Source organism: Flavobacterium limnophilum, from assembly GCF_027111315.2.
In the GTDB taxonomy this organism is placed as follows: Bacteria; Bacteroidota; Bacteroidia; order Flavobacteriales; family Flavobacteriaceae; genus Flavobacterium; species Flavobacterium limnophilum.
The window spans coordinates 53896-78749 of record NZ_CP114289.2 but is presented as its reverse complement, the minus strand read 5'-3'; the positions used below and the strand labels follow the sequence as shown (position 1 = coordinate 78749).

The 24854-nt window shown below is 41.0% G+C and carries 15 protein-coding genes; 1 reads left to right on the top strand and 14 read right to left on the bottom strand.

What is annotated here, in order from left to right:
- Positions 1–357 precede the first annotated feature (357 nt).
- From OZP13_RS00335 to eno, 14 genes are all read right to left on the bottom strand, one after another.
- Positions 358–2076: a thiamine pyrophosphate-binding protein gene (locus OZP13_RS00335; RefSeq protein ID WP_281298243.1), complete on the bottom strand. Its 1719-nt coding sequence runs from the start codon at positions 2074–2076 to the stop codon at positions 358–360.
- A 9-nt stretch (positions 2077–2085) separates the two neighbouring features.
- Positions 2086–3000 carry an NAD-dependent epimerase/dehydratase family protein gene (locus OZP13_RS00330; protein WP_269241695.1) on the bottom strand — a complete coding sequence of 305 codons (915 nt, stop codon included), beginning with the start codon at positions 2998–3000 and terminating at the stop codon, positions 2086–2088.
- 5 nt (positions 3001–3005) lie between these two features.
- Positions 3006–4331, bottom strand: coding sequence for a lipopolysaccharide biosynthesis protein RfbH (gene rfbH / locus OZP13_RS00325; RefSeq protein ID WP_281298242.1), 1326 nt, complete (start codon positions 4329–4331; stop codon positions 3006–3008).
- Between the two features lie 2576 nt (positions 4332–6907).
- Positions 6908–7984: a CDP-glucose 4,6-dehydratase gene (gene rfbG / locus OZP13_RS00320; RefSeq protein ID WP_281298241.1), complete on the bottom strand. Its 1077-nt coding sequence runs from the start codon at positions 7982–7984 to the stop codon at positions 6908–6910.
- Positions 7972–8748, bottom strand: coding sequence for a glucose-1-phosphate cytidylyltransferase (rfbF, locus tag OZP13_RS00315; RefSeq protein ID WP_281298240.1), 777 nt, complete (start codon positions 8746–8748; stop codon positions 7972–7974). Before rfbF ends, rfbG begins: the two co-directional genes overlap by 13 nt.
- Before the next feature lie 273 nt (positions 8749–9021).
- Positions 9022–10002, bottom strand: coding sequence for an FAD-binding oxidoreductase (locus OZP13_RS00310; protein ID WP_281298239.1), 981 nt, complete (start codon positions 10000–10002; stop codon positions 9022–9024).
- A 364-nt stretch (positions 10003–10366) separates the two neighbouring features.
- On the bottom strand, positions 10367–11560 hold the full coding sequence (locus OZP13_RS00305) for an ATP-binding protein (protein ID WP_281298238.1): 1194 nt from the start codon (positions 11558–11560) through the stop codon (positions 10367–10369).
- 443 nt (positions 11561–12003) lie between these two features.
- The gene (gmd, locus tag OZP13_RS00300) at positions 12004–13104 is read right to left on the bottom strand and encodes a GDP-mannose 4,6-dehydratase (protein WP_269241685.1); all 1101 of its coding nucleotides are present in this window, start codon (positions 13102–13104) and stop codon (positions 12004–12006) included.
- Between the two features lie 875 nt (positions 13105–13979).
- The gene (locus OZP13_RS00295) at positions 13980–14930 is read right to left on the bottom strand and encodes a GDP-L-fucose synthase family protein (protein ID WP_281298237.1); all 951 of its coding nucleotides are present in this window, start codon (positions 14928–14930) and stop codon (positions 13980–13982) included.
- Positions 14931–15498: 568 nt separating this feature from the next.
- Positions 15499–15864, bottom strand: coding sequence for a CoA-binding protein (locus tag OZP13_RS00290; RefSeq protein WP_269243553.1), 366 nt, complete (start codon positions 15862–15864; stop codon positions 15499–15501).
- Between the two features lie 1759 nt (positions 15865–17623).
- Positions 17624–18565: a citrulline utilization hydrolase CtlX gene (ctlX, locus tag OZP13_RS00285; protein ID WP_281298236.1), complete on the bottom strand. Its 942-nt coding sequence runs from the start codon at positions 18563–18565 to the stop codon at positions 17624–17626.
- 75 nt (positions 18566–18640) lie between these two features.
- On the bottom strand, positions 18641–19555 hold the full coding sequence (locus tag OZP13_RS00280) for a dimethylarginine dimethylaminohydrolase family protein (RefSeq protein ID WP_281298235.1): 915 nt from the start codon (positions 19553–19555) through the stop codon (positions 18641–18643).
- A 94-nt stretch (positions 19556–19649) separates the two neighbouring features.
- Complete coding sequence (locus OZP13_RS00275) at positions 19650–20933, bottom strand: citrate synthase (protein WP_281298234.1); 1284 nt, start codon at positions 20931–20933, stop codon at positions 19650–19652.
- A 151-nt stretch (positions 20934–21084) separates the two neighbouring features.
- Positions 21085–22377 carry a phosphopyruvate hydratase gene (eno, locus tag OZP13_RS00270; protein ID WP_281298233.1) on the bottom strand — a complete coding sequence of 431 codons (1293 nt, stop codon included), beginning with the start codon at positions 22375–22377 and terminating at the stop codon, positions 21085–21087.
- Between the two features lie 729 nt (positions 22378–23106).
- Here eno and OZP13_RS00265 point away from each other — a divergent pair.
- On the top strand, positions 23107–24441 hold the full coding sequence (locus OZP13_RS00265; protein ID WP_281298232.1) for an erythromycin esterase family protein: 1335 nt from the start codon (positions 23107–23109) through the stop codon (positions 24439–24441).
- Positions 24442–24854 lie beyond the last annotated feature (413 nt).

Sequence of the window (24854 nt, the reverse complement as noted above, 5' to 3'; positions counted from 1 at the left end):
GCTACAAACAAAAGTCTAAAAAAAATGGGACTCAAAATAAAAGTCGATCAATCGATTGCTGCACCTGTATTTTTGGTTAACGAGTTATTTGCAAACGATTAAACCTTTAAACAATGGTAAACCTTTTAAACTTTTCTTTAGCATTGGGGAACTGCTTATTTGGTTAATCGTTTTCCTAACCCCTCTTCAAAATCTCCAAATCACTCGCCTCCACTTCCTTAACCAATCCAGCCAGGTCATACTGGGGTTTCCAATCCTGTATTTTTAGCTACACGATGAGCTGCTTGCATTGAGGTTTTGGAATAAGAGGTTGGTAATTAAATAAAATTTTCCATGTTTTTAGTATTGCTAAAAACATTAAGTCCCTTCCATTTCTATTGGCTTCGCAAAGGGCTCCATTTCGGTAATGGGTTTGCCAAAAGCAATCTTGGGATAGGTATTCGTGTGTGGGTTGATCATGACTTGCAGCAATTGGGGCTTGGCGGCATTTTCATCCTTCCACAACCATTCCACGGCATTCTCGATCTCGTCCATGTTTTCAATGGTTTTTGCATCAATTCCGTAAGCCAGTGCCACCTTGGAAAAATCCGGCGCACTGTATCCCCAATAGGTCGATTGATAACGGGATTCAAAATAACTGTCTTGAAACTGCCTGATCATCCCCAAGGTATTGTTGTTCAAAACAATAATCTTGACAGGCAGATGGTTCCTGACGATTGTTTGCAATTCTTGAATATTAATCTGCATGCAGCCGTCACCAACAAGCACCACGACCGCTTCCTTGTCCAAAGCGATACAGGCTCCAATTCCTGCCGGCAATGAAAAACCCATGGCGCCCATCCCTCCCGAAGTTAAAAAATGCTGGTCTTTACCCAACTCCAACGATTGGGCAGCCCACATTTGATGGCTTCCCACATCCGCCAAATAAGCCTTTGCTTTTTGTGATTTACTGGAAAGCGCATGCATGAACACGTTGGGATTAATTCCTGTGGGAGTCAATTCTTTGGTATCCGGCCAAGTGTTTTTTAAATCATCAATGCGATTCCTCCATGATGCTGGAATGGCAAAAAGATGGGGTGAGGCCGCAGTATCAAAATCATTGAAAAACGAATTCAAGTCCGCAACAATAGCCTCGCAACCTTTGACACGATTGTTGATTTCGGCTGTTTCACAATCAATATGGTAAATTTTTCTGTTTTCTATAAACTTGGTGTCGGCACCCGTTTGTCTGATATCCAATCTACTGCCCAAAACAATCAATAAATCGCATTCGCCAAAAGCAATATTGGCCCATCGGTTGCCATAGCTGCCAATAAAGCCAACGCGTTGAACATCGTCATAAGCCATGGTATCCAATCCTAAAAGTGTCGTGATTACGGGAACTTTTGTTTTTTTGACAAACTGGTCGAAAAGATTCTGGCTGTTGCCTGCCTTGATTCCTCTACCCGCCAAAATTAGGGGTTGTTTGGCAAGTTTGATGTCTTGAATCAAGTTTTCCAAAACAAGGGAATCTATTGCTGAATGTCCTGCTGTTTCTGACGGAAAGTAGTTGGCTTCTATTTGATTGCGCTGCACATCCATGGGAATGTCGATAAGAACCGGCCCCGGTCTTCCTTCCAAGGCAATCTGGAAAGCTTGCTCAAAAACGGCCGGAAGGGTATCGGGATCGCTAATCTGGAAACAAGCTTTGGTGATGGGTGTTGCCATCGAAATGATGTCGGTCTCTTGAAATCCCAACTGTCGTATTCCTCGGTCTCCTTTTAATTCGTGTCTGTTGACTTGTCCCGTAATAAAAACGGCTGGAGTCGAATCAAAATAGCAACTTCCTATCCCGGTCAACAAATTGGTTGCCCCTGGCCCTGAAGTGGCCAATGCAATCCCCGGCAAACCTGTTACTCTTGCATAACCTTCGGCGGCAAAAGCGGCTGCTTGTTCATGATGCATCGTGATGATATGGATGTCCGTTTTCTGGTTCAACGAATCCAATAGGTGCGTTATCATGCCTCCCGACAACTCAAAAACACTTTTAATTCCCTTTTTTACCAAAAATTCGGCAATAAAATCGGATACTTTCATACAGGAGTATTATTTTTTTAGATAATAGTTTAAACTAGTGTGCAAAGCTTCATCAAAATCGGTAAATGCAACTGCTCCTATTTGGGAACTCAACTTCGTTATATCGCCTTCGATATGCATGGATTGGTTATTCCTGTAATTCAATGCCCCAAAATTTAATGTAAATTCTGGATTAATATAATCCCTTACGTCTTCTACCAAAGATTTAATGGTTCTCGTTTGGTTGGAAGAAATGTTGTAAACCCCAGATTCTACCGGCATTGTTATAATCTTGTTCATTATGGAAGCATAATCTTTAACATAGAGATAAGCATATTTTTGCTCTCCCGGAGTAAAATCCATTTGTTTCGTCTTCTGCATTGACGCTATCAAGGAGGGGATTAACCAATTTTGATTTTCCTTTTCGCCAAACAAGGAAAACAATCGCAACCAAATCCAGTTGATGGCATTGGTTTCGCAAAAAGTCTTTACTATTTCCAGACAAGCCAATTTTATGCTTCCGTAGGCGTTTAAAGCCTTGGTCTTTTGATTTTCATCAATTTTCCCTTCTATATTCCCATACTCGGCTTGCGATCCCAAAAAAATAAACTTTTTCACGCCAACTGTTTGGGCAACATCCAACAACGAAACCAGAAAAGGAATGTTTTTAGATTGCTCCTTCCAATCATCCCTGGAATTAGATTCAACGCCTATCCAGGCACCGTGAATCAAGGTATCAAAAGAATGTTTTTTTAATTCATCCTCAAAAAATCCATTTTCATCAATGGTCACCCAGGTAATCTTGTCTTTAAATCCTTCGCATCGCCAAACATCGGAATCTTTGCGTTTTAATCCAATCACTTGAATGTTGTTGGCAACAAGATTTTCGGCTATGTGGGAGCCCAAAAAACCGGTAATGCCTGTTATTAAAATGGTTGGTTGCATAAATACTAAAAATTCAATCCGAAAAATTCTTCCAGTTTCTCGGCCACAAAATCAAAATGTTCCGCTCCAAGAGCTGGATAAATCCCGATCCAAAAGGTATCGTTCATGGTGATGTCGGTATTGGTCAATTCGCCAACCACGCGATAATCAACACCTTTAAAATAAGGTTGTTTCGTTAGATTACCGGCAAAAAGCAATCGCGAACCAATCTTGTTTTGGTCCAAAAATTTTAACAAATCTACTCTATTGACACCACAATCGGGTTTAAGCGTGATAGGAAATCCAAACCAGCTAGGATTACTGTTGGGGGTGGCTACCGGCAAATGGATAAAATCCGTGAGGCTACTTAACCTGTCATGTAACAAGCTAAAATTTTCTCTTCTTTTCTCGATGAAACCGGCGGCTTTGTCAATCTGGGCCAAACCGCAAGCGGCCTGCATGTCCGTAATTTTCAAATTATAGCCCAAATGGGAGTAAACATATTTATGGTCATAACCAAAAGGCAAATCGCCGTGTTGTTGCTCAAAACGACAATCACAAGTATTGTCGCAACCTGGAGCACAATAACAATCCCTGCCCCAGTCTCTAAAAGATTCGGCAATTAATTTCAATTGGGCGTTGTTGGTAAAAACGGCTCCACCCTCTCCCATCGTGATATGGTGGGCAGGATAAAAACTCAAGGTGGCAATATCTCCAAAAGTACCCACCAGCTGTCCATTGTAAGTGGCTCCCAAAGCATCACAACAATCCTCAACCAACCACAAATTATGTTTGTCGCAAAGTGCTTTCACTTTGTCCAAATTGAAAGGATTTCCTAAAGTATGTGCCAGCATGATGGCTTTCGTTTTCGGCGTAATGGCCGCTTCAATCAAATCGGCATTGATGTTATGGGTATCCAAATCCACGTCCACAAAAACGGGAATGGCACCAAATTGTACAATAGGATTTACAGTAGTTGGAAAGCCTGCTGCCACACCAATAACCTCATCTCCTTTTTTGATGGCTCTATCGCCAAGTGTTGCTGAAGTAAGCGCACTAAAAGCCACTAAATTCGCAGAAGATCCCGAGTTTACGGAAATACAATATTTTACCCCTAAAAATTCGGCCAACCTTTTTTCAAAAGCCGCATTAAAACGTCCGGTAGTCAACCATCCGTCCAAGGAGGCATCTACCATGTTCTGGATTTCTTCATTCCCGATCACTTTTCCCGCAGGCGGAATCACGGATTCGCCAGGAACAAAAGCTTTGTGCTTATAAGCTTCTTCCGTGTATTGGGATACCAAAGCGGCTATTTCTTTTCTAAGGTTGTCTAAAATTATTTTGCTTTCCATATATTTTCTGTTAGTATAACCCAAAGGGGGCATAATTCACGTTAATTTATTAGTTCAAACCCTTTAGGGATAATTTTGTCTTTACGATTGTTGTTTTGTTTTCTTGTCCATTAATTGTGGTTAGTAAGCCTTGAATGTTATTAAGTCTAGAATAAAACACCCTCTGTTTGTCATTCCGACGAAGGAGGAATCTCATCAGTTGCTCTCCACTCCTGATCCCAATGGACGATTACAGAAAATCAAAGCTATGTGAACCCAAGAATTGGGCTATCCCACTCTTTTTTTCTATGACTCTATGCGTTTCATTTTTTTCATTTATACAATAACCCCTCTAAGAATTACTATAGTTGGCAATTTCTTGCAAACACTTTTCATTTATGTTTTTTCCTGCTCTCCACTCCTGATGCCAATGGACGATTACAGAAAATCAAAGCTATGTGAACCCAAGAATTGGGCTATCCCACTCTTTTTTTCTATGACTCTATGCGTTTCATTTTTTTTATTTCTACAATAACTCTCTAAGAATTACTATCGTTGGCAATTTCTTGCAAACACTTTTCATTTATATTTTTTCCTGCTCTCCACTCCTGATGCCAATGGACGATTACAGAAAATCAAAGCTATGTGAACCCAAGAATTGGGCTATCCCACTCTTTTTTTCTATGACTCTATGCGTTTCATTTTTTTATTTCTACAATAACCCCTCTAAGAATTACTATAGTTGGCAATTTCTTGCAAACACTTTTCATTTATATTTTTTCCTGCCTTCCAATCCTGATGCCAATGGACGATTACAGAAAATCAAAGCTATGTGACCCAAGAATTGGGCTATCCCACTCTTTTTTTCTATGACTCTATGCGTTTCATTTTTTTCATTTCTACAATAACCCTCTAAGAATTACTATAGTTGGCAATTTCTTGCAAACACTTTTCATTTATATTTTTTCCTGCTCTCCACTCCTGATCCCAATGGACGATTACAGAAAATCAAAGCTATGTGAACCCAAGAATTGGGCTATCCCACTCTTTTTTTCTATGACTCTATGCGTTTCATTTTTTTTATTTCTACAATAACCCCTCTAAGAATTACTATAGTTGGCAATTTCTTGCAAACACTTTTCATTTATATTTTTTCCTGCTCTCCACTCCTGATGCCAATGGACGATTACAGAAAATCAAAGCTATGTGAACCCAAGAATTGGGCTATCCCACTCTTTTTTTCTATGACTCTATGCGTTTCATTTTTTTATTTCTACAATAACCCCTCTAAGAATTACTATAGTTGGCAATTTCTTGCAAACACTTTTCATTTATATTTTTTCCTGCTCTCCACTCCTGATCCCAATGGACGATTACAGAAAATCAAAGCTATGTGAACCCAAGAATTGGGCTATCCCACTCTTTTTTTCTATGACTCTATGCGTTTCATTTTTTTATTTCTACAATAACTCTCTAAGAATTACTATCGTTGGCAATTTCTTGCAAACACTTTTCATTTATATTTTTTCCTGCTCTCCACTCCTGATCCCAATGGACGATTACAGAAAATCAAAGCTATGTGAACCCAAGAATTGGGCTATCCCACTCTTTTTTTCTATGACTCTATGCGTTTCATTTTTTTCATTTATACAATAACCCCTCTAAGAATTACTATAGTTGGCAATTTCTTGCAAACACTTTTCATTTATATTTTTTCATGCTCTCCACTCCTGATCCCAATGGACGATTACAGAAAATCAAAGCTATGTGAACCCAAGAATTGGGCTATCCCACTCTTTTTTTCTATGACTCTATGCGTTTCATTTTTTTCATTTATACAATAACCCCTCTAAGAATTACTATAGTTGGCAATTTCTTGCAAACACTTTTCATTTATATTTTTTCATGCTCTCCACTCCTGATCCCAATGGACGATTACAGAAAATCAAAGCTATGTGAACCCAAGAATTGGGCTATCCCACTCTTTTTTTCTATGACTCTATGCGTTTCATTTTTTTCATTTATACAATAACCCCTCTAAGAATTACTATAGTTGGCAATTTCTTGCAAACACTTTTCATTTATATTTTTTCCTGCCTTCCACTCCTGATCCCAATGGACGATTACAGAAAATCAAAGCTATGTGAACCCAAGAATTGGGCTATCCCACTCTTTTTTTCTATGACTCTATGCGTTTCATTTTTTTTATTTCTACAATAACTCTCTAAGAATTACTATCGTTGGCAATTTCTTGCAAACACTTTTCATTTATGTTTTTTCCTGCTCTCCACTCCTGATGCCAATGGACGATTACAGAAAATCAAAGCTATGTGAATCCAAGAATTGGGCTATCCCACTCTTTTTTTCTATGACTCTATGCGTTTCATTTTTTTATTTCTACAATAACTCTCTAAGAATTACTATCGTTGGCAATTTCTTGCAAACACTTTTCATTTATATTTTTTCCTGCTCTCCACTCCTGATCCCAATGGACGATTACAGAAAATCAAAGCTATGTGAACCCAAGAATTGGGCTATCCCACTCTTTTTTTCTATGACTCTATGCGTTTCATTTTTTTTATTTCTACAATAACTCTCTAAGAATTACTATAGTTGGCAATTTCTTGCAAACACTTTTCATTTATATTTTTTCCTGCCTTCCAATCTTGATGCCAATTGACAATGAGACTAAGGGTATGTTGCAAATTCCATTTAGGATGCCAATGCAGTCTGGTTGCTGCCTTGGAACAATCCAATTTCAAAAAGCCGGCCTCGTGGGGATGGTTGTTTGGGTCCAATTCCCAACCGGCACCTTCGCCCCAAGTGGACACCATTTGATCCAAAATCCAATTCACGGGTTTGCAATCTTCTTCTTTGGGACCAAAATTCCAGGCTTCGGCATATTCTTGACCGTAATTATACAAATGTTCCGCCAAAACCAAATAACCGGACAGGGGTTCCAATACATGCTGCCAAGGCCTTGTGGATAAAGGATTACGAACTATAACCGATTTCGAATTTTCAAATGCTTTGAGAATATCAGGTATCAATCGATCATCTGCCCAATCGCCACCGCCAATCACGTTCCCCGCTCTGGCTGTAGCCAATGCAGCGGTATCTTTGGTGTTAAAAAAGGAATTTTTATATGCTGATGAAACTAGTTCGGCGCAACCTTTACTGCTGCTGTAAGGATCATGACCGCCCATGGGTTCATTTTCTCGGTATCCCCAAGCCCATTCCTTGTTTTCATAGCACTTGTCGGTAGTAACCGATACAATCGCCTTCAAATTAGGACACGATCTGGCAGCCTCCAGCACATTCACGGTGCCTATAACATTGGTGGTATAAGTATCCACGGGTTCGACATAAGACAGCCGCACCAAAGGCTGGGCAGCCATGTGAATCAAGATGTCGGGATTGAAGTCCAGCATGCTTTTCTTTAATGGCTCCAAATCTCTAATATCCCCTAGTTGGGATTCCATGTTCTTGGCGACATCCGCTACCAAAAACAGGGAGGGATTTGTGGGTGGAGCCAAAGAATACCCTTTAACCACGGCTCCCATCGATTGTAACCAAAGTGACAACCAACTCCCTTTAAAACCGGTATGCCCGGTTAAAAAAACCTTCTTGTCTTTCCAAAAAGAAGGATTTACTTTTCCTTTTAGTCTTTCCATAACTTCCAGGGTGCTTGATTAGTATCCCATAATTCTTCCAAATGAACCTTGTCTCTCAAAGTGTCCATGGGTTGCCAGAAGCCCTCATGTTTGAAAGCCATTAATTGGTTGTCTGAAGCCAATCCTTTTAAAGGCCCTTGTTCCCAAACGGTATCGTCTCCACTAATTCTGTCGATGACTTTAGGGGACAACACGAAAAAACCGCCGTTTATCAAGGCACCGTCACCTCTTGGTTTTTCCTGAAACTGTCGCACCTCATTGTCAACGATATCCAGGGCACCAAATCGTCCCGGTGGATAAGTGGCGGTTAAGCTGGCGTCTTTTCCATGGGCTTTGTGAAAGGCCAACAATGCGGCAATATCAACATCGGCAACACCATCACCATAAGTAAAGCAAAAACTTTCTTCGTCTTTTAAATATTGTGCTACTCTTTTCAATCTTCCTCCAGTCATCGAATCATCACCCGTATCGACTAATGTAACAGTCCATGGCTCGGCTCTTTCTTCATGCACCACCATTTTGTTGTCTTTCATGTTGAAAGTAACATCCGATTGGTGCAAAAAATAATTGGCAAAATATTCCTTGATCACATAACCTTTGTAACCACAACAAATGATGAAATCATTGATGCCGTAATGGGAATAGGTTTTCATTATGTGCCATAAAATGGGTTTGCCTCCAATTTCCACCATGGGTTTGGGTTTGGAAACCGTTTCTTCACTTAATCGCGTACCTAAACCTCCTGCAAGAATGACTGCTTTCATAAATTTATGTTTATTTAATGCCTATTGTTAACATACTAATCTATTTTTTATCGAATTAAATGGCTATAAGTTAATCCGTTTTGACAAAAAATTTTCATTGTCTCTGGCTCCCCTCTCCTCTGGAGAGGGGCTGGGGGTGAGGTCTAACTACTTATAAGCATCACTTCAAAGAACAATTAGTGCTTCAGTACCGTCCTATTATTTTTAACCGACTAACCGATTAACCGATTAATCTGGCTCCCCTCTCCTCTGGAGAGGGGCTGGGGGTGAGGTCTAACTACTTATAAAAGCATCCGAATAAAACGCATCCTCCGACAATCCATTTGCTATTGCTAACTCCCTGGAATCCTTGATCATGTTTTCGGAACCGCAAGCATACAGAACACTGTCTGCCAAATCAATTTCTTCGGAAAGAACAGCCTCTTGAACATGGCCTTTTGCTCCTTTCCAATCAGCATGGCTTCTACTCAATACTGGAACAAAACGAACCTTTATATTTTTTAAATCGGGCTTCCAAAACAAATCTTCTTCCGTTCGGCCACCAAAAAACAAATAGATGTTTTTGTCAATGAACTCACTACCATTTTCATCCATTTGTTCCAATAGGGCCTTGACAGGAGCGATGCCTGTTCCCGTTGCCAAAAAAACAACATTCTTTTTATTGGTTTTCCTGTAAAAAAAAGTACCTATAGGCCCTTCAATTCGCAACAAGTCATTCACTTTAGCTTCATTAAACAAATAGTGGCTAAACCGGCCCCCTTCATAATTCTTGATAAAAAAAACTAGATTGGAGGCGGAACTTGTGTTCGCAATGGAATAGCTCCTTTTGTAGTCGCCTTTAATAATATTGATGTATTGACCCGATAAATAGTTGAATGATGCATTGGGCGGAATTCGTAAATGCAACTCCATGACGTTGGAGGAAATCTTGGAAATGAAATCTATTTTGGACGGAACTGTTTTCACCTTCTCCAGCGAATACGCACTCAAATCTTCGACATCCAGTGTTAAATCAGATGTCGGGGTTCGAACACATGTCAAGATATAGCCTCTTGATTTTTCCTCCGCACTAAGTCCCGTTTCTTCCATCTTGGCTACTGAAGTCCCTTTGACAACCTTTGCCTTGCAAGACTGGCAACGACCCGTTTTACAACTGTAATCTAGGACAATGCTTTGCTTTTGGGCTCCATCCAAAAGGGTATCTCCTGAAGCACAAGAAAAATGAATATCGTTTTTCAGATTTATTCTAAACATTCTAATTTGTAATACTTTTTAAACAATTAACCAATTAAACCTTTAAACAATCTTAAACTTTCAAACTTCCCTCTTCCAACTTCTAACTTCCCTCTTCCAACCTCGTACCTCGTACTTCCAACTTCGTACCTCGTACCTCCAACTTCGTCCCCACTGCAATTGACAACCAACGAGAGCCACAAACAAAAGTCTTGAAAAAGGGGACTAAAAATAAAAGTCAATCAATCGATGGTAACAGCTAATTTTTGGGTTAACGGATTATTTGCAAACGATTAAACCTTTAAACAATTTTAAACCTTTAAACAATGGTAAACTTTTAAACAATCTTAAACCTTTAAACAATAGTAAACTTCCCCTAACCAAATCAATACAAAAAACCAAACAACCAAAGCGGTATGGTGTTTCCCATTCCGTATTCAACATCATCTACCACAAGATAGCTGTTATCTTGATTCCTAATTTGTCGCTTGCTTTTGGACTTGCCACCCACTTCAAATTGATATAGGTGATCTACCAAAAAATCAGTTCCATCAATATATTCTAGAATATGCTTCACGCTTAATTGATTTAAAAAAAAGGTTTCCCTTACATTGCCTATATTAGCGTGGTTGGGTGATAGCGCATATTGCAAATTGGTGTTTTCCAAAAATATTTTGTTGGGCTTTTGCAATTGCGTAATCCCCTTGGCATCTTTATATAAGTTTCTGGTAATATGGGCTTCCTCTAAAAAATACAAATAACTCACAAAAGTGTTCCTGTTTACCCCAATACGCTCGCTCAGTTTGGTGACATTGGGAACAAAAGGCACTGATTCCGAAATGATTTGCAACAATTGTTTTAATTTAGATACATAGGCTACATCCACTTTTCGCAACAATGGCAATTCTATTTCTAGAATCAGGTTTATGATTTCTTCTACCCTCTGAAAATAGAGTTCTGGAACTTCCTGAAAAAAAGGAAAATAACCTTGTTGTAAATACGCTGAAAAATTCTGTAACGGTCGTATTTGCGAATTAATTTCCCTGCCAATATCGGTATGCCTTTCAAGAATATCTTTTAAGCTGTAAACAGGCAACTGCAATCCCAATTTTAAATTTAAGTATTCGCGATAGGACAAGCCTTGCATGGTATAGACTATGGCACGCCTACTTAGATCGGCTCTCGCATTGAGAATTTCCAATAATGAGGAAGCGGTAAAAACAATTTTAAGTTCAGGATAATCGTCGTAGATATTTTTTAATTCCTGCGACCAATTGGGATATTTATGCACTTCATCCAAAAAAAGGAATTTACCTCCTTGTTTTACAAATTGGTCGACCAAGGAACTAATCGTATTGTCTGCAAACCAGATATTGTCCAAACTAACATATAAACTAGATTGATCAATAGGTATGTTTTTTTTGATGTATTGTAAAATCAAGGTCGTCTTGCCTACTCCTCTCGCTCCTTTTATCCCTATGAGTCGTGCCTCCCAACGAATCGTTTCCATTAAACTTCTGGTGAAATCCATTGGAGTGGCATCAATCTTACGAATATATTTTTCTTGTAATTCCTTCATAATTGCTTCCTTTGGATAGCAAAAATAATATTTTTTTGCTTACTCTAGCTATCAAAAACGATATTTAGAGTATTGAAATCATAATAAAACGAATAAATAACAAAATAATACAACTTTTACGGATTCAAATCAAAAAAAGACCAGAAAACCCTTTATAACCTCTTCCTGTTCCCTCTTCCAACTTCCCTCTTCCAACTTCCCTCTTCCAACTTCGTACCCATTGCAATTGACAACCAACGAGAGCCACAAACAAAAATCTTGAAAAAGGGGACTAAAAATAAAAGTCAATCAATCGATGGTAACAGCTAATTTTTGGGTTAACGGATTATTTACAAACGATTAAACCTTTAAACAATCTTAAACCTTTAAACAATCTTAAACCTTTAAACTTCTTCTAACTTCCAACTTCCCTCTTCCAACTTCGTACCTCGTACCTCGTACTTCTAACCTCGAGCTCTCTTCAAAATCTCCAAATCACTAGCCACCATCTCTTTAACCAATCCGGCCAGGTCATATTGTGGAACCCAACCCAATTTCTTGGACTTGCTTGGATCGCCAATCAACAAATCAACTTCTGTTGGACGGTAATATTGTGGATCCACTCGTACCACTACGGTACCTATTGGCAATTGGTATTCAGGGTTGTTGCAAGCGGCTATTTTGGCAATCTCGTTTTCATTTTCACCTTCGAAAGCCAATTCCACTCCTATTTCGGCAAAAGAGTAACGAACAAAATCACGAATATAAGTGGTTACTCCCGTGGCAATCACGTAGTCTTCCGCCTTGTCCTGTTGCAGGATTCTCCACATCGCTTCCACGTAATCTTTGGCGTGTCCCCAATCTCTTTGAGAATTCAAATTTCCTAGGTACAAACAATCTTGTTTCCCTAGAGCAATGGCTGCGGTGGCCATCGTAATCTTGCGGGTTACAAAAGTCTCCCCTCTTCTTGGCGATTCGTGGTTGAACAAGATGCCGTTGCAAGCATAGATGTCATAAGCTTCGCGGTAGTTTTTGGTAATCCAGAAGCCGTATATTTTGGCCACCCCATAAGGCGAACGCGGATAGAACGGCGAATTCTCGTCATAAAACCCTGCTGCATTCTTGTTTTCTGCCAAACCTCCGTACAATTCAGAAGTCGAAGCTTGGTAGATTCTCGTTTTCTTTTCAAGACCAAGAATTCGTACGGCCTCCAATATTCTCAAAGTGCCTATGCCGTCCACATTGGCCACATATTCCGGAGAATCAAAAGAAACCTTTACGTGCGACATCGCCCCAAGATTGTATATTTCGTCGGGTTGCACTTCCTGTATGATTCGGATGATATTCGTCGAATCGGTCAAATCGCCATAATGCAATTTAAAATTAACGTGATTCTCGTGTTGATCCACATACAAATGGTCAATGCGCTGGGTATTGAAAGAAGAAGCCCTTCGCTTCACCCCATGCACCATATAGCCTTTCTCTAATAATAATTCGGCCAAATAAGACCCGTCTTGACCCGTAATCCCTGTAACTAGGGCTGTTTTTTGTTTAGTATTGCTCATATTATTTTAATTGTTATGGCGAGCCAAAAGCAGTTAAGCTCGGTAATATAGTATTATTTAAGTGATTGCAAGCAAATCGTTAAATCATTAAGTCATTTTTTTTTTGTCATTTCGACCAACGGGAGAAATCACATCCATTGCTCACATCAGTTGCTCATCTAAGTTGCTCCTTCCCCTTGTCATTTCGACCAACGGGAGAAATCACATCCATTGCTCACCTTCGTTGCTCACCTTCGTTGCTCCCTTCCATTGCTCACCTAAGTTGCTCACATCCATTGCTCATCTAAGTTGCTCCCTTCCATTGCTTCCTAACCTTCCGTGTTATTTGTTATTTCCCGTGTCATTTGTTTTTTCCCGTGTCATTTCGACCAACGGGAGAAATCACATCCATTGCTCGCATCAGTTGCTCATCTAAGTTGCTCCTTCCCCTTGTCATTTCGACCAACGGGAGAAATCACATCCATTGCTCACATCCATTGCTCATCTAAGTTGCTCCAATCCTTAGCTCACATCCATTGCTCCCTACCCTCCCGTGTCATTTCGACCAACGGGAGAAATCACATCCATTGCTCATCTAAGTTGCTCCCTACCATTGCTCCCTACCCTCCCGTGTCATTTCGACCAACGGGAGAAATCACATCCATTGCTCATCTAAGTTGCTCCCTTCCATTGCTCCCTACCCTCCCGTGTCATTTCGACCAGCGGGAGAAATCACATCCATTGCTCACATCAGTTGCTCACATCAGTTGCTCATCTAAGTTGCTCTCGTTATGTGCTCACTTTTGGTGCTCTCGTTAACTGCTCTCGTTATGTGATTTCTCCTTCGTCGAAATGACAAAGTGATACTATACGATTAAACAGTTAAAACCCTTCCTCTACATCTTCACTTCCTTAAACGCATTCACGTTCTCCAAAAACCAGTCATAAGTCTTCTGGATTCCTTCCTCCAACTCCACTTTGTGTTTCCATCCCAACTCGTGCATTTTGGTCACATCCAATAATTTTCTTGGTGTTCCGTCCGGCTTGGACGAATCCCAGATAATTTCACCTTGATGGCCCGTTATTTTCTGGAGGGTTTCGGCCAATTGTTGGATGGTCAAATCCGTTCCTGTCCCTATATTGTATAAATAATCCGGCAAGCAGTTTTCCAAGGCAAAGACTACCGCTTCGGCCATGTCATCCACAAAAAGAAATTCCCGCATCGGTCTGCCGCTTCCCCAAAGGGTAACGGGAGCATTGTTGTTTTCCTTTGCTTCGTGGAATTTACGCATCATCGCCGGCAAAACGTGCGAGGTATTCAAATCAAAATTATCTTGTGTTCCGTACAAATTCGTGGGCATCAAACTCACATAGTCCTTTCCAAATTGTTTGCGAATCGCTTGACAGGCTTTTACCCCCGTAATCTTGGCGATGGCATACCATTCATTGGTAGGTTCCAAATCGCCCGTAAGCAAGTAGTCTTCTTTCAGGGGTTGGGGAGCCAATTTGGGATAAATGCAGGAACTGCCCAAAAAGATAAACTTTTCAATTCCTGCCTGCAAAGCCGAATCAATCAGGTTGTTCTGGATCTGCATGTTTTCCATGATAAATTGATAGGGATAATCATTGTTGGCCAAAATACCCCCCACTCGAGCCGCGGCGTCAATAACAACTTCCGGCTTTTCTTGGGCAAAATACGCTTTTACGGCTTGTTGGTTTCTCAAATCCAATAACGAACTCGATGCTCCAATCAAATTGGTGTATCCTTTGGCCGAAAGTGTTCTCCAGATGGCGGAACCCACCATGCCGTTGTGGCCTGCTATGTAAATTTTACTATTTTTATCCATAAAATTCTTAATTTATTAATTTAACAAGTAGGAATTGTTTTTTTTATTTACAGGATAAAACCCTCCAATTTAGACGACTATCCAAAAACCCGCACCATACTCAACGGCTTCGCCCTTCCAACTCACGGGTAGTGATCAGAAAAAGGATGAAATTTCAGTTTGCAAATATAGCTAAGTAGCATCGGTTTTGAAACCCAAACCTACTATTACTTACAAAAAATAACATAAAAGTTGGCAATTAAACAAGCTCGGATCCAACACCTCCATAAACCACTTGAATTGTCTTGATTGTCGAGTTCTCAGAATCCACAATTTAAAATTTCATTCCATCCTTTTAAAAAAGGGACAAAAGTGCAACCAAAAAAAACCACTTCTTTACGGCTTTCCTCATTTGCATGTGTTTTTATAAAAAAAAATACCCGCTCGGAAATCGCAGGGACGTCCAATACTTAAAAAAAAGGAAACTTTTATGGATTAGAAACACTCCAAAAACCCGTCGGCACTTGATTCGAAAATAAAAGAAACGCCCTTTTAGATTAAAGCCTTGTTTTTCTCTAAAAACATTGAACTAATACTGGCTTGTGGTCAACAGCACCAAGGTGCATGCCACTTCTACCTTGATGTCATTCAATTGCAGCAACTGGTAGAACTCCGGGTTTTCGGTGCCGGGATTAAAAATTACGCGTTTGGGTTTCGCTTCCACGATGTAATTGTAGTAATCACGTTGGCGAGCCGGGTTCAAATACAAAGTAACCGTGTCAATATTTTTGAGGGGAATGGCCTTGGTTTGAATTTTCACTCCCGCCACTTCGCCCGCATTTTGCCCAATGGCAAGAACCGGGTGTCCTTTTTCAACAAGCTTGGTGATGGCCATATAGGCATATCTATCTGGTTTCGTGCTCGCACCGAGAACCAATGTTTTTTTATTTTTCATTCCACAAAAGTACAAAAAACTACACTACCACAAACCTGGCCCACACAACTTTGTCCACGAATCATAAATCCAAACAGGCACCAACAATTTGCCCTAAAGACATGGATTATAAAATTTCATTATTTCGTGTCATTCCTCTTTTCCCGTGTAATTTCATTATTTCGTGTCATTTGTTTTTTCGTGTCATTCCCTTCTTCCTGTGTCATTCCCTTCTTCCGTGTCATTTGATTTTTTCGTGTCATTTGATTTTTTCGTGTCATTTCGACCAACGGGAGAAATCACATCCATTGCTCACCTAAGTTGCTCACATCTATTGCTCACGACTATCGCTCACATCCATTGCTCCAATCAATCACTCTCCACTCCAATATTTCATTTCTCTTGTCATTCCTCTTTTCCTGTGTCATTCCCTTCTTCCGTGTCATTTCATTATTTCGTGTCATTTGATTTTTTCGTGTCATTTCGACCAACGGGAGAAATCACATCCATTGCTCACCTAAGTTGCTCCAATCTGTTGCTCACGGCTATCACTCCCATCCCTCCCCGTGTCATTTCGACCAACGGGAGAAATCACATCCATTGCTCACCTAAGTTGCTCCAATCTGTTGCTCCAATCTGTTGCTCACGGCTATCACTCCCATCCCTCCCCGTGTCATTTCGACCAACGGGAGAAATCACATCCATTGCTCACCTTAGTTGCTCCCATCCATTGCCCACATCCCATTGCTCACCTAAGTTGCTCCTTCCATTGCTCCCTCCCTCCCGTGTCATTTCGACCAACGGGAGAAATCACATCCATTGCTCACCTAAGTTGCTCACATCTATTGCTCACGACTATCGCTCACATCCATTGCTCCAATCAATCACTCTCCACTCCAATATTTCATTTCTCTTGTCATTCCTCTTTTCCTGTGTCATTCCCTTCTTCCGTGTCATTTCATTATTTCGTGTCATTTGATTTTTTCGTGTCATTTCGACCAACGGGAGAAATCACATCCATTGCTCACCTAAGTTGCTCCAATCTGTTGCTCCAATCTGTTGCTCACGGCTATCACTCCCATCCCTCCCCGTGTCATTTCGACCAACGGGAGAAATCACATCCATTGCTCACCTAAGTTGCTCCAATCTGTTGCTCCAATCTGTTGCTCACGGCTATCACTCCCATCCCTCCCCGTGTCATTTCGACCAGCGGGAGAAATCACATCCATTGCTCACCTTTGTTGCTCACATCCATTGCTCACCTTAGTTGCTCCCATCCATTGCCCCCCTCCCGTGTCATTTCGACCAACGAGAGAAATCACATCCATTGCTCACCTAAGTTGCTCCAATCTGTTGCTCCAATCTGTTGCTCACGGCTATCACTCCCATCCCTCCCGTGTCATTTCGACCAACGGGAGAAATCACATCCATTGCTCACCTAAGTTGCTCACCTAAGTTGCTCACCTAAGTTGCTCACATCTATTGCTCACGACTATCGCTCACATCCATTGCTCACCTAAATTGCTCCTTGCATTACTCCCATCCCTCCCCGTGTCATTTCGACCAACGGGAGAAATCACATCCATTGCTCACCTAAGTTGCTCCAATCCTTAGCTCCCTTCCATTACTCCCATCCCTCCCGTGTCATTTCGACCAACGGGAGAAATCACATCCATTGCTCATCTAAGTTGCTCCAATCTATTGATCACCGCTATTACTCCTATCCATTGCTCAAATCAACCACGCCATCAATCAATCCAACAACACTTACCAACCGCGACTATTCCTCCTCTTTCGGCAAGAAAACCTCCGCCAGCATGCATCGGGCACTACCTCCACCGCAGGCTTCGATGGTATCCAGACTGGAACTCAAAATAGTCAGGTGTTCTTCGAGTTGGGCAATTTGCTTTTTGGTCAGGCTTTGATAGGCCGAACTGCTCATCACCAAATACCGTCTGTCATCCGTCCCAAGGACTTCAAGCATATTCCCGGCAAAACAGTTGACTTGGGCTTCGCTGATCAGGATAATTTCCTTTCCGTCGCCTCTCAAACTGTCCAAAACCATTTTTCTTTCTTTCTTGTCGTCGATGCTTTCGGCACAAATCACGGCAAAGGTATCCCCTATGCACAGCATCACGTTGGTGTGGTAAATCAATTTTCGTTCTCCATTCACGGTTTGGAAGGCTTCGAAAATCACTGGAGAATACTCAAAATCTTCACAGAATTCAATGAACAGCTCTTCATCGGCACGAGGCGACAAGGCGCAATAGGCTTTGCCGTTTTCCCGGTCCAAAACAACGCTGCCGGTACCTTCGAGATAAAAACCGTCTTCTTCGGCAGAAGTGTAATCCATGATTTCGTTGATGACAAAACCATGGTCTTCCAGAATATCCAAAACATCGTCGCGACGTTCCCCACGACGGTTCTCGGCAAACATGGGGTACAAAACCACGTCACCGTTTTCGTGGAAGGAAATCCAGTTGTTCGGAAAAATACTGTCGGGCGTGTCTGGAGACGGACTGTCGTCAACAACAATGACATTGACGCCCACAATTCGCAATTTAGTCACGAAGGCATCAAACTCTTCTTGCGCTTTGGCGTTCACGGTTGCTGGCGATAAAGTATCCAGCACTTGTTGGTAATAATTGTTTACGGCCGTTTGTTCGTTCATTCGGAACGCCACGGGACGAATCATCAAGACGGAGTTGGTAGTTTGGTTCATTTTATTTAGTTTAAAGTTTCAGGTCTAAAGTTCCAGGTTGAGCAACTTGAAACTTTAAACCTGAAACAATTATTTCTATTCTCTAATCAAAGGCAAGGTCGAACAGCGCAACAATCCTTCTTGCTTGGCGATTTCGGCGTATGGAATTTCTTCTACCACAAAACCATGGGCTCGCAGCCATTTATTGAGGCGCTTAAACTTTCTCTCGGAAACAACCACATCGGTAGCGATGGAAAAAACATTGGAATTCATGTCATACATTTCTTTTCTGGTGATATGAAACAGGTTTTCTGCCCCAAAAAGATGCACGAGAAAGAGGTAATCGGCTTCTTCACGAAAGCCTCTTTTGTAAATTATTGCTTTATTTTCGCCAACGGGTTGAAAACAACAATCCAGATGCAGGGCATTGTCCCGGGCATCAATTTTTGATTTTATCAAATCAAACTCCTTGACTTTTTTATCGGGAAACAATTCCTTGATGTAGCGCACCCCTTCCTGGTTTGTCCTGGCGGTGATATAATCCTTGTAATCACTCCCCTTATAGGTGCCTATAAAAATATAATCCTTCCACAGCATCACGTCACCGCCTTCAATATGTACCGCTTCGGGAGGACGAACCACTTTTTTGGGGTCAATTTGGTCAATGATGTATTGAATGGCATCCAATTCACGTTCCCTGTCCGGCAAAATATTCGATTTAACGAAAACATCGCCAATCACGAAACCAATGTCCCTCACAAATATCTGGTTGTAATTTTCTATTGGTTCCGGACGAAAAACGCTCACGCCATAGTGGCACAAAACCCGATGGAAGGCTTCCATTTCCAATACCATGTCCGCCTCTTTGGGATAGGTGCCCGCCAAGATATGCTCCAATGATTTGGGGTCATAGGCTTCCTCCCTCTTTGGGGTGGGGCCATTACTGCTCGCAGACCCCAGAACAACGGCACGCAGCCGGGAGGTTTCGTTATTGATGTTTAATTCCAGCATTTTCAATATGGGCTTTTACTTCGTCAGTTTGCGACGCTATTGTGCCAAAGATAAAAAAAGCCCCGCAAATGGCGGGGCTTTTTTCTATTGAAATTTATCGCTTGTCAAATTCCTTGAACGCTCTCAAAGGAGAACCGGTATAAACCTGTCTTGGTCTTCCTATTGGCTCTTTGTTCAGCCTCATTTCTTTCCATTGTGCTATCCAACCCGGCAATCGGCCTATGGCAAACATTACGGTAAACATGTCGGTCGGAATCCCCAATGCCCTGTAGATGATTCCAGAATAGAAATCTACGTTGGGATACAATTTTCTGGACACGAAATACTCGTCTTCCAGTGCTGCTTTTTCCAGTTTTTTGGCAATGGCCAAAATAGGATCGTCCACACCCAAGGTATTCAACACTTCGTCGGCCGCTTTTTTGATGATTCTGGCTCTTGGATCGAAATTTTTATAGACACGGTGACCAAAACCCATCAATCGAAAAGGATCGTTTTTGTCTTTGGCTTTGGCTATATACTTGTCGGCATCTCCACCATTGTTTTGGATTTCTTCCAGCATTTCAAGAACAGCCTGGTTGGCTCCTCCATGCAATGGTCCCCAAAGGGCCGAAATTCCTGCCGAAACCGAGGCAAACAACCCGGCATGTGACGAACCTACCATTCTCACTGTCGAAGTGGAACAGTTTTGCTCGTGATCGGCATGCAGGATAAACAATTTATCCAAAGCTTCCACAATCACTGGATTGGCTTTATAAGGCTCTGTCGGCAATTTAAACATCAATTGCATGAAATTCTCGACATATCCTATGGTATTGTCGTAATAATTCAAAGGATAACCCAAACTTTTTCTGTAGGTCCAGGATGCAATGACAAGGAATTTACCCATCAATTTACAAACCGCTTCATACAATTCGTCTTCATGCTCTGGATTAACCGCTTTTGGATTGAAAGCAATCAACGCACTGGTCAAGGCCGACAATACCCCCATTGGGTGGGCCGTCGTGGGGAAGCCGTCAATGATGCTTTTCATCTCCTCGTTAACCAAGGTGTATTTTCTGATATGCGCTTCAAATTCCTCCAATTGGGCAACCGTGGGCAATTCTCCAAAAATCAACAAAAAACACACTTCAAGGAAACCGGCCTTGTCTGCCAATTCTTCGATGGAATACCCTCTATAATGCAAAATCCCTTCTTCACCGTCAAGAAAAGTAATTTCGCTTTTGCAGGCGCCCGTGTTTTTATATCCTTGATCCAACGTGATTGCCCCTGATAAATCACGTAATTTGCTAATATCGATCGACATTTCGTTTTCGGTTCCAATAAATATTGGCAACTCGTATTTTTTGCCCTCAATTTCTAGTGTTGCTGTTTTTGACATAGTGTTTTTGGTAATAAATTATTATATAATAATTCTCCAAATCTAATCAATTCAAATGAAATTAAAAAATGAATTTCGCAAGGAAATTGTTAAAAGACATAAAAAAAGCCATTTACTTTACGTAAATGGCTTTTTAATAAAATTCGTGTGCTTATTTTACTTTAAAAGCATTTTTCCCAGGGAAATAAGCGGTATTTCCTAATTCTTCTTCAATTCTAATCAATTGATTGTATTTTGCCATACGATCAGAACGAGAAGCAGAACCTGTTTTGATTTGTCCACAGTTCAACGCTACTGCCAAATCGGCAATCGTGTTGTCTTCAGTTTCTCCTGAACGGTGAGACATTACAGAAGTATAACCTGCATTTTTAGCCATGTTTACGGCAGCAATAGTTTCAGTCAAAGTTCCAATTTGGTTTACTTTTACCAAGATGGAATTGGCGATTCCTTTTTCAATTCCAGTAGAAAGACGCTCAACATTAGTCACAAACAAATCATCACCTACCAATTGAACTTTGTCTCCAATTTTTTCAGTAAGCATTTTCCATCCGTCCCAGTCGTTTTCGTCCATACCGTCTTCGATGGAGATAATCGGATATTTAGCAGCTAATTCAGCCAAATACTCCACTTGCTCTGCAGAAGTCCTGATTTTTCCGGTAGCTCCTTCAAATTTAGTGTAATCGTATTTTCCGTTTTCATAGAACTCGGAGGAAGCACAGTCTAAAGCAACCATGATTTCGTCTCCAAAAGTATAACCTGCTTTTTCTACAGCCAATTTGATGGTATCCAAAGCATCTTCAGTTCCACCGGCCAAGTTTGGAGCAAATCCTCCTTCGTCACCAACGGCAGTACTCAATCCTCTGTCGTGCAACACTTTTTTAAGATTATGGAAAATTTCCGTTCCCATTTGCAAAGAATGTGTAAAAGAAGTCGCTTTTACAGGGAAAATCATAAATTCTTGGAAAGCGATAGGCGCATCAGAGTGAGAACCTCCATTGATGATGTTCATCATTGGAACTGGCAAAGTATTGGCAGAAACACCTCCTACGTATCTGTACAAAGGCAAACCTAGTTCATTGGCAGCCGCTTTGGCAACAGCAAGAGAAACACCAAGAATAGCGTTGGCACCAAGATTGGCTTTGTTTGGAGTACCGTCCAACTCAATCATCGTTTGGTCAATCAAGTTTTGTTCAAAAACCGATGTACCCACTAATTCTTCAGCAATAATAGTATTTACATTTTCAACCGCTTTTAAAACACCTTTTCCTAAGAAAGCTTTTCCTCCATCACGTAATTCAACTGCTTCGAATTTACCTGTTGATGCTCCTGATGGAACAGCAGCTCTTCCTATAACACCTGTTTCAGTAACTACATCTACTTCTATGGTAGGATTTCCTCTTGAATCGAAAATTTGTCTTGCGTGAATTTTGATAATAATACTCATTACTTTTAATTTTAAATTTTTGAAATATTTTTTTTGTCACACAAAGATATTATATCCTGTAATAATGATTTAATAAAAAAGACTAATGTTATTAACGAAAACGTTATAATTTGTTAAAAATAAAACCATTAGACTGTTAAAAAATCAATTTCGGCAAAATCCTTTTCCAATTTTCCGTTTTTGGCAAAAAAAGTCCAAAAAACAAGCCATACTTATTCTTGCCTCTCCCACCCAAATTGTCATTTTCAAAGCCATTCAAAAGGGACATAAAAATGCGCCACCTTTCTTTTTGACCCCAGCACAACCAAACACAAAACCACCCTGTCATGGATAGTGTATGGATAGTGTATGGATAGTGTATGGATAATGTATGGATAATGTATGGATAATGTATGGATAATGTATGGATAATGTATGGATAATGTATGGATAATGTATGGATAATGTATGGATAGTGTATGGATAGTGAATGGATAGTGTATGGATAGTGTATGGCTGTGGTACCCTTATGGTGACTTTGTAAGAAGATAGCAACTCCTGTTTAATCCATATTCCAGATTAAAAAAATTCCACTTATACATCTTAAAAAACAAAATCAAAAACTACTGATTATCAAATATATAACGTAACTTTATGGATGGTTTCAACCGTTAAAACTAAATTTTGGACTGCCCTGAATTCTTTTTGTTATTTAAACCAGAAATCGTATCATTCAAGAATCAAAACACAATGAAAACAACAAACCCAACCCTTTCCGTCAATTCCAACAAAGTGGCGGAATTATTGGGCAGAACTTCATCCGCACTCGAAAACAGCGAAGATTTAGATCCCTTGATGGATTATATCGGCGATGCTAAATATGTCCTGCTCGGAGAAGCCTCCCATGGAACCCATGAATATTACACTTGGCGAGCAAAAATTACCCAAAGACTGATTCAAGAAAAAGGGTTCGCCTTTGTGGCAGTCGAAGGGGATTGGCCGGACTGCTATCGATTGAATCGGTATGCAAAAGGCTACCTGAATTCCGGAAAAGACATTTACGAGGTCTTGAAAGACTTTAACCGTTGGCCAACATGGATGTGGGCCAATTGGGAAATAGCCGCATTCATTGACTGGCTCAAGACCTACAACACGGGAATCCCACGCGAAATGAAAGTGGGTTTCTACGGACTCGACGTTTACAGCTTCAGGGAATCAATGCAGTCCATTATCCAATACTTGCAAAAAAACGACCCGCAAGCACTTGAACTGGCCAAAAAAGTAATGGAATGTTTCGAACCTTACGGCCACGACGAAGGACAAACCTATGCTAGGGCTTCGGCCTTTGTACCGGAAATGTGCGAGAAGGACGTGATTAACCTGCTGACCGAAATAAGAAGCAGGGTCGAAAATTACAATTCCGATGCCGAAAACGTGATGAGCACGGAACAAAATGCCTTCGTGGCCAGAAATGCCGAAAAATACTATCGCGCCATGATCAAAAGAGGCGCCGCATCCTGGAACATCCGCGACGAACACATGGTCTCCACCCTGCAACGATTGATGAAATACCACGGCAATGCCGCCAAAACAGTGGTTTGGGAACACAACACCCACATTGGCGATGCCCGTGCCACGGATATGGCATCGGAAGGAATGGTCAATGTAGGCCAATTGCTGAGAGAACAATTTTCGAATGACGGAGTCGTGGCCGTGGGCTTTGGATCCTACAAAGGAAGCGTGGTTGCGGCAAGAAGTTGGGGCGCTGAAACCCGTAAAATAAAAATCCCCAATGCCGTCGAAGGAAGTTGGGAAAACGATTTCCATCAGGCAGCACAAGGAAAAAACCGATTGTTGCTGATGCACAAAATCAGGGAAGAAAAATGCGTGGCTTCCCCCATTGGACATCGCGCCATCGGCGTGGTCTACAATCCCGAACACGAAAGATTCGGAAACTACGTGCCGTCCATCATGCCAAAAAGATACGATGCCTTTATATTTCTTGACCAAACATCGGCCTTGCATCCCATACACCTTGAACCGGACGGAAACCAGGTTCCCGAAACCTATCCTTTTGGAATGTGATACCACTATGGCAGTTTAGCTTTTTTTTGCAACTATATTCCCGCAATCGCCCTTGTTCATTGCAAGCGAAACGCAGTGCAGCGCGGCAACCCGTCATTGCAAGGAGGAACGATGCGGCAACCTCCACCGCAATCGCCCTTGTCATTTCAACGAAGGAGAAATCACACAAGTTGCTCAAGTTTGTTGCTCAATCGTGCTGCTCTAATTATACATTTTCCCCATCACAGAAACAAACAAATAGCCATAATAGTTAACAAGAAAACGCGATAGTTAATTTCTAAAACTGAATCTCGCACATAGAACCTACAATTTTCAGGGCATTCGCTTTTAAAAGTTTCCGCCGCGAATTACACTAACAACACGAATTACAATTAGTTTTTAATGGCACAAATTCTTAAAAATAGATAAAATTC

Excerpts from the sequence above, each read along its gene's own strand:
- gmd (WP_269241685.1), bottom strand. The coding sequence starts at position 13,104 with ATGAGCAATACTAAACAAAAAACAGCCCTAGTTACAGGGATTACGGGT.
- rfbF (WP_281298240.1), bottom strand. The coding sequence starts at position 8,748 with ATGAAAGCAGTCATTCTTGCAGGAGGTTTAGGTACGCGATTAAGTGAA.
- OZP13_RS00305 (WP_281298238.1), bottom strand. The coding sequence starts at position 11,560 with ATGAAGGAATTACAAGAAAAATATATTCGTAAGATTGATGCCACTCCA.
- OZP13_RS00330 (WP_269241695.1), bottom strand. The coding sequence starts at position 3,000 with ATGCAACCAACCATTTTAATAACAGGCATTACCGGTTTTTTGGGCTCC.
- rfbH (WP_281298242.1), bottom strand. The coding sequence starts at position 4,331 with ATGGAAAGCAAAATAATTTTAGACAACCTTAGAAAAGAAATAGCCGCT.
- OZP13_RS00265 (WP_281298232.1), top strand. The coding sequence starts at position 23,107 with ATGAAAACAACAAACCCAACCCTTTCCGTCAATTCCAACAAAGTGGCG.
- OZP13_RS00290 (WP_269243553.1), bottom strand. The coding sequence starts at position 15,864 with ATGAAAAATAAAAAAACATTGGTTCTCGGTGCGAGCACGAAACCAGAT.
- eno (WP_281298233.1), bottom strand. The coding sequence starts at position 22,377 with ATGAGTATTATTATCAAAATTCACGCAAGACAAATTTTCGATTCAAGA.
- rfbG (WP_281298241.1), bottom strand. The coding sequence starts at position 7,984 with ATGGAAAGACTAAAAGGAAAAGTAAATCCTTCTTTTTGGAAAGACAAG.
- OZP13_RS00280 (WP_281298235.1), bottom strand. The coding sequence starts at position 19,555 with ATGCTGGAATTAAACATCAATAACGAAACCTCCCGGCTGCGTGCCGTT.
- OZP13_RS00310 (WP_281298239.1), bottom strand. The coding sequence starts at position 10,002 with ATGTTTAGAATAAATCTGAAAAACGATATTCATTTTTCTTGTGCTTCA.
- ctlX (WP_281298236.1), bottom strand. The coding sequence starts at position 18,565 with ATGAACCAAACTACCAACTCCGTCTTGATGATTCGTCCCGTGGCGTTC.
- OZP13_RS00335 (WP_281298243.1), bottom strand. The coding sequence starts at position 2,076 with ATGAAAGTATCCGATTTTATTGCCGAATTTTTGGTAAAAAAGGGAATT.
- OZP13_RS00275 (WP_281298234.1), bottom strand. The coding sequence starts at position 20,933 with ATGTCAAAAACAGCAACACTAGAAATTGAGGGCAAAAAATACGAGTTG.
- OZP13_RS00295 (WP_281298237.1), bottom strand. The coding sequence starts at position 14,930 with ATGGATAAAAATAGTAAAATTTACATAGCAGGCCACAACGGCATGGTG.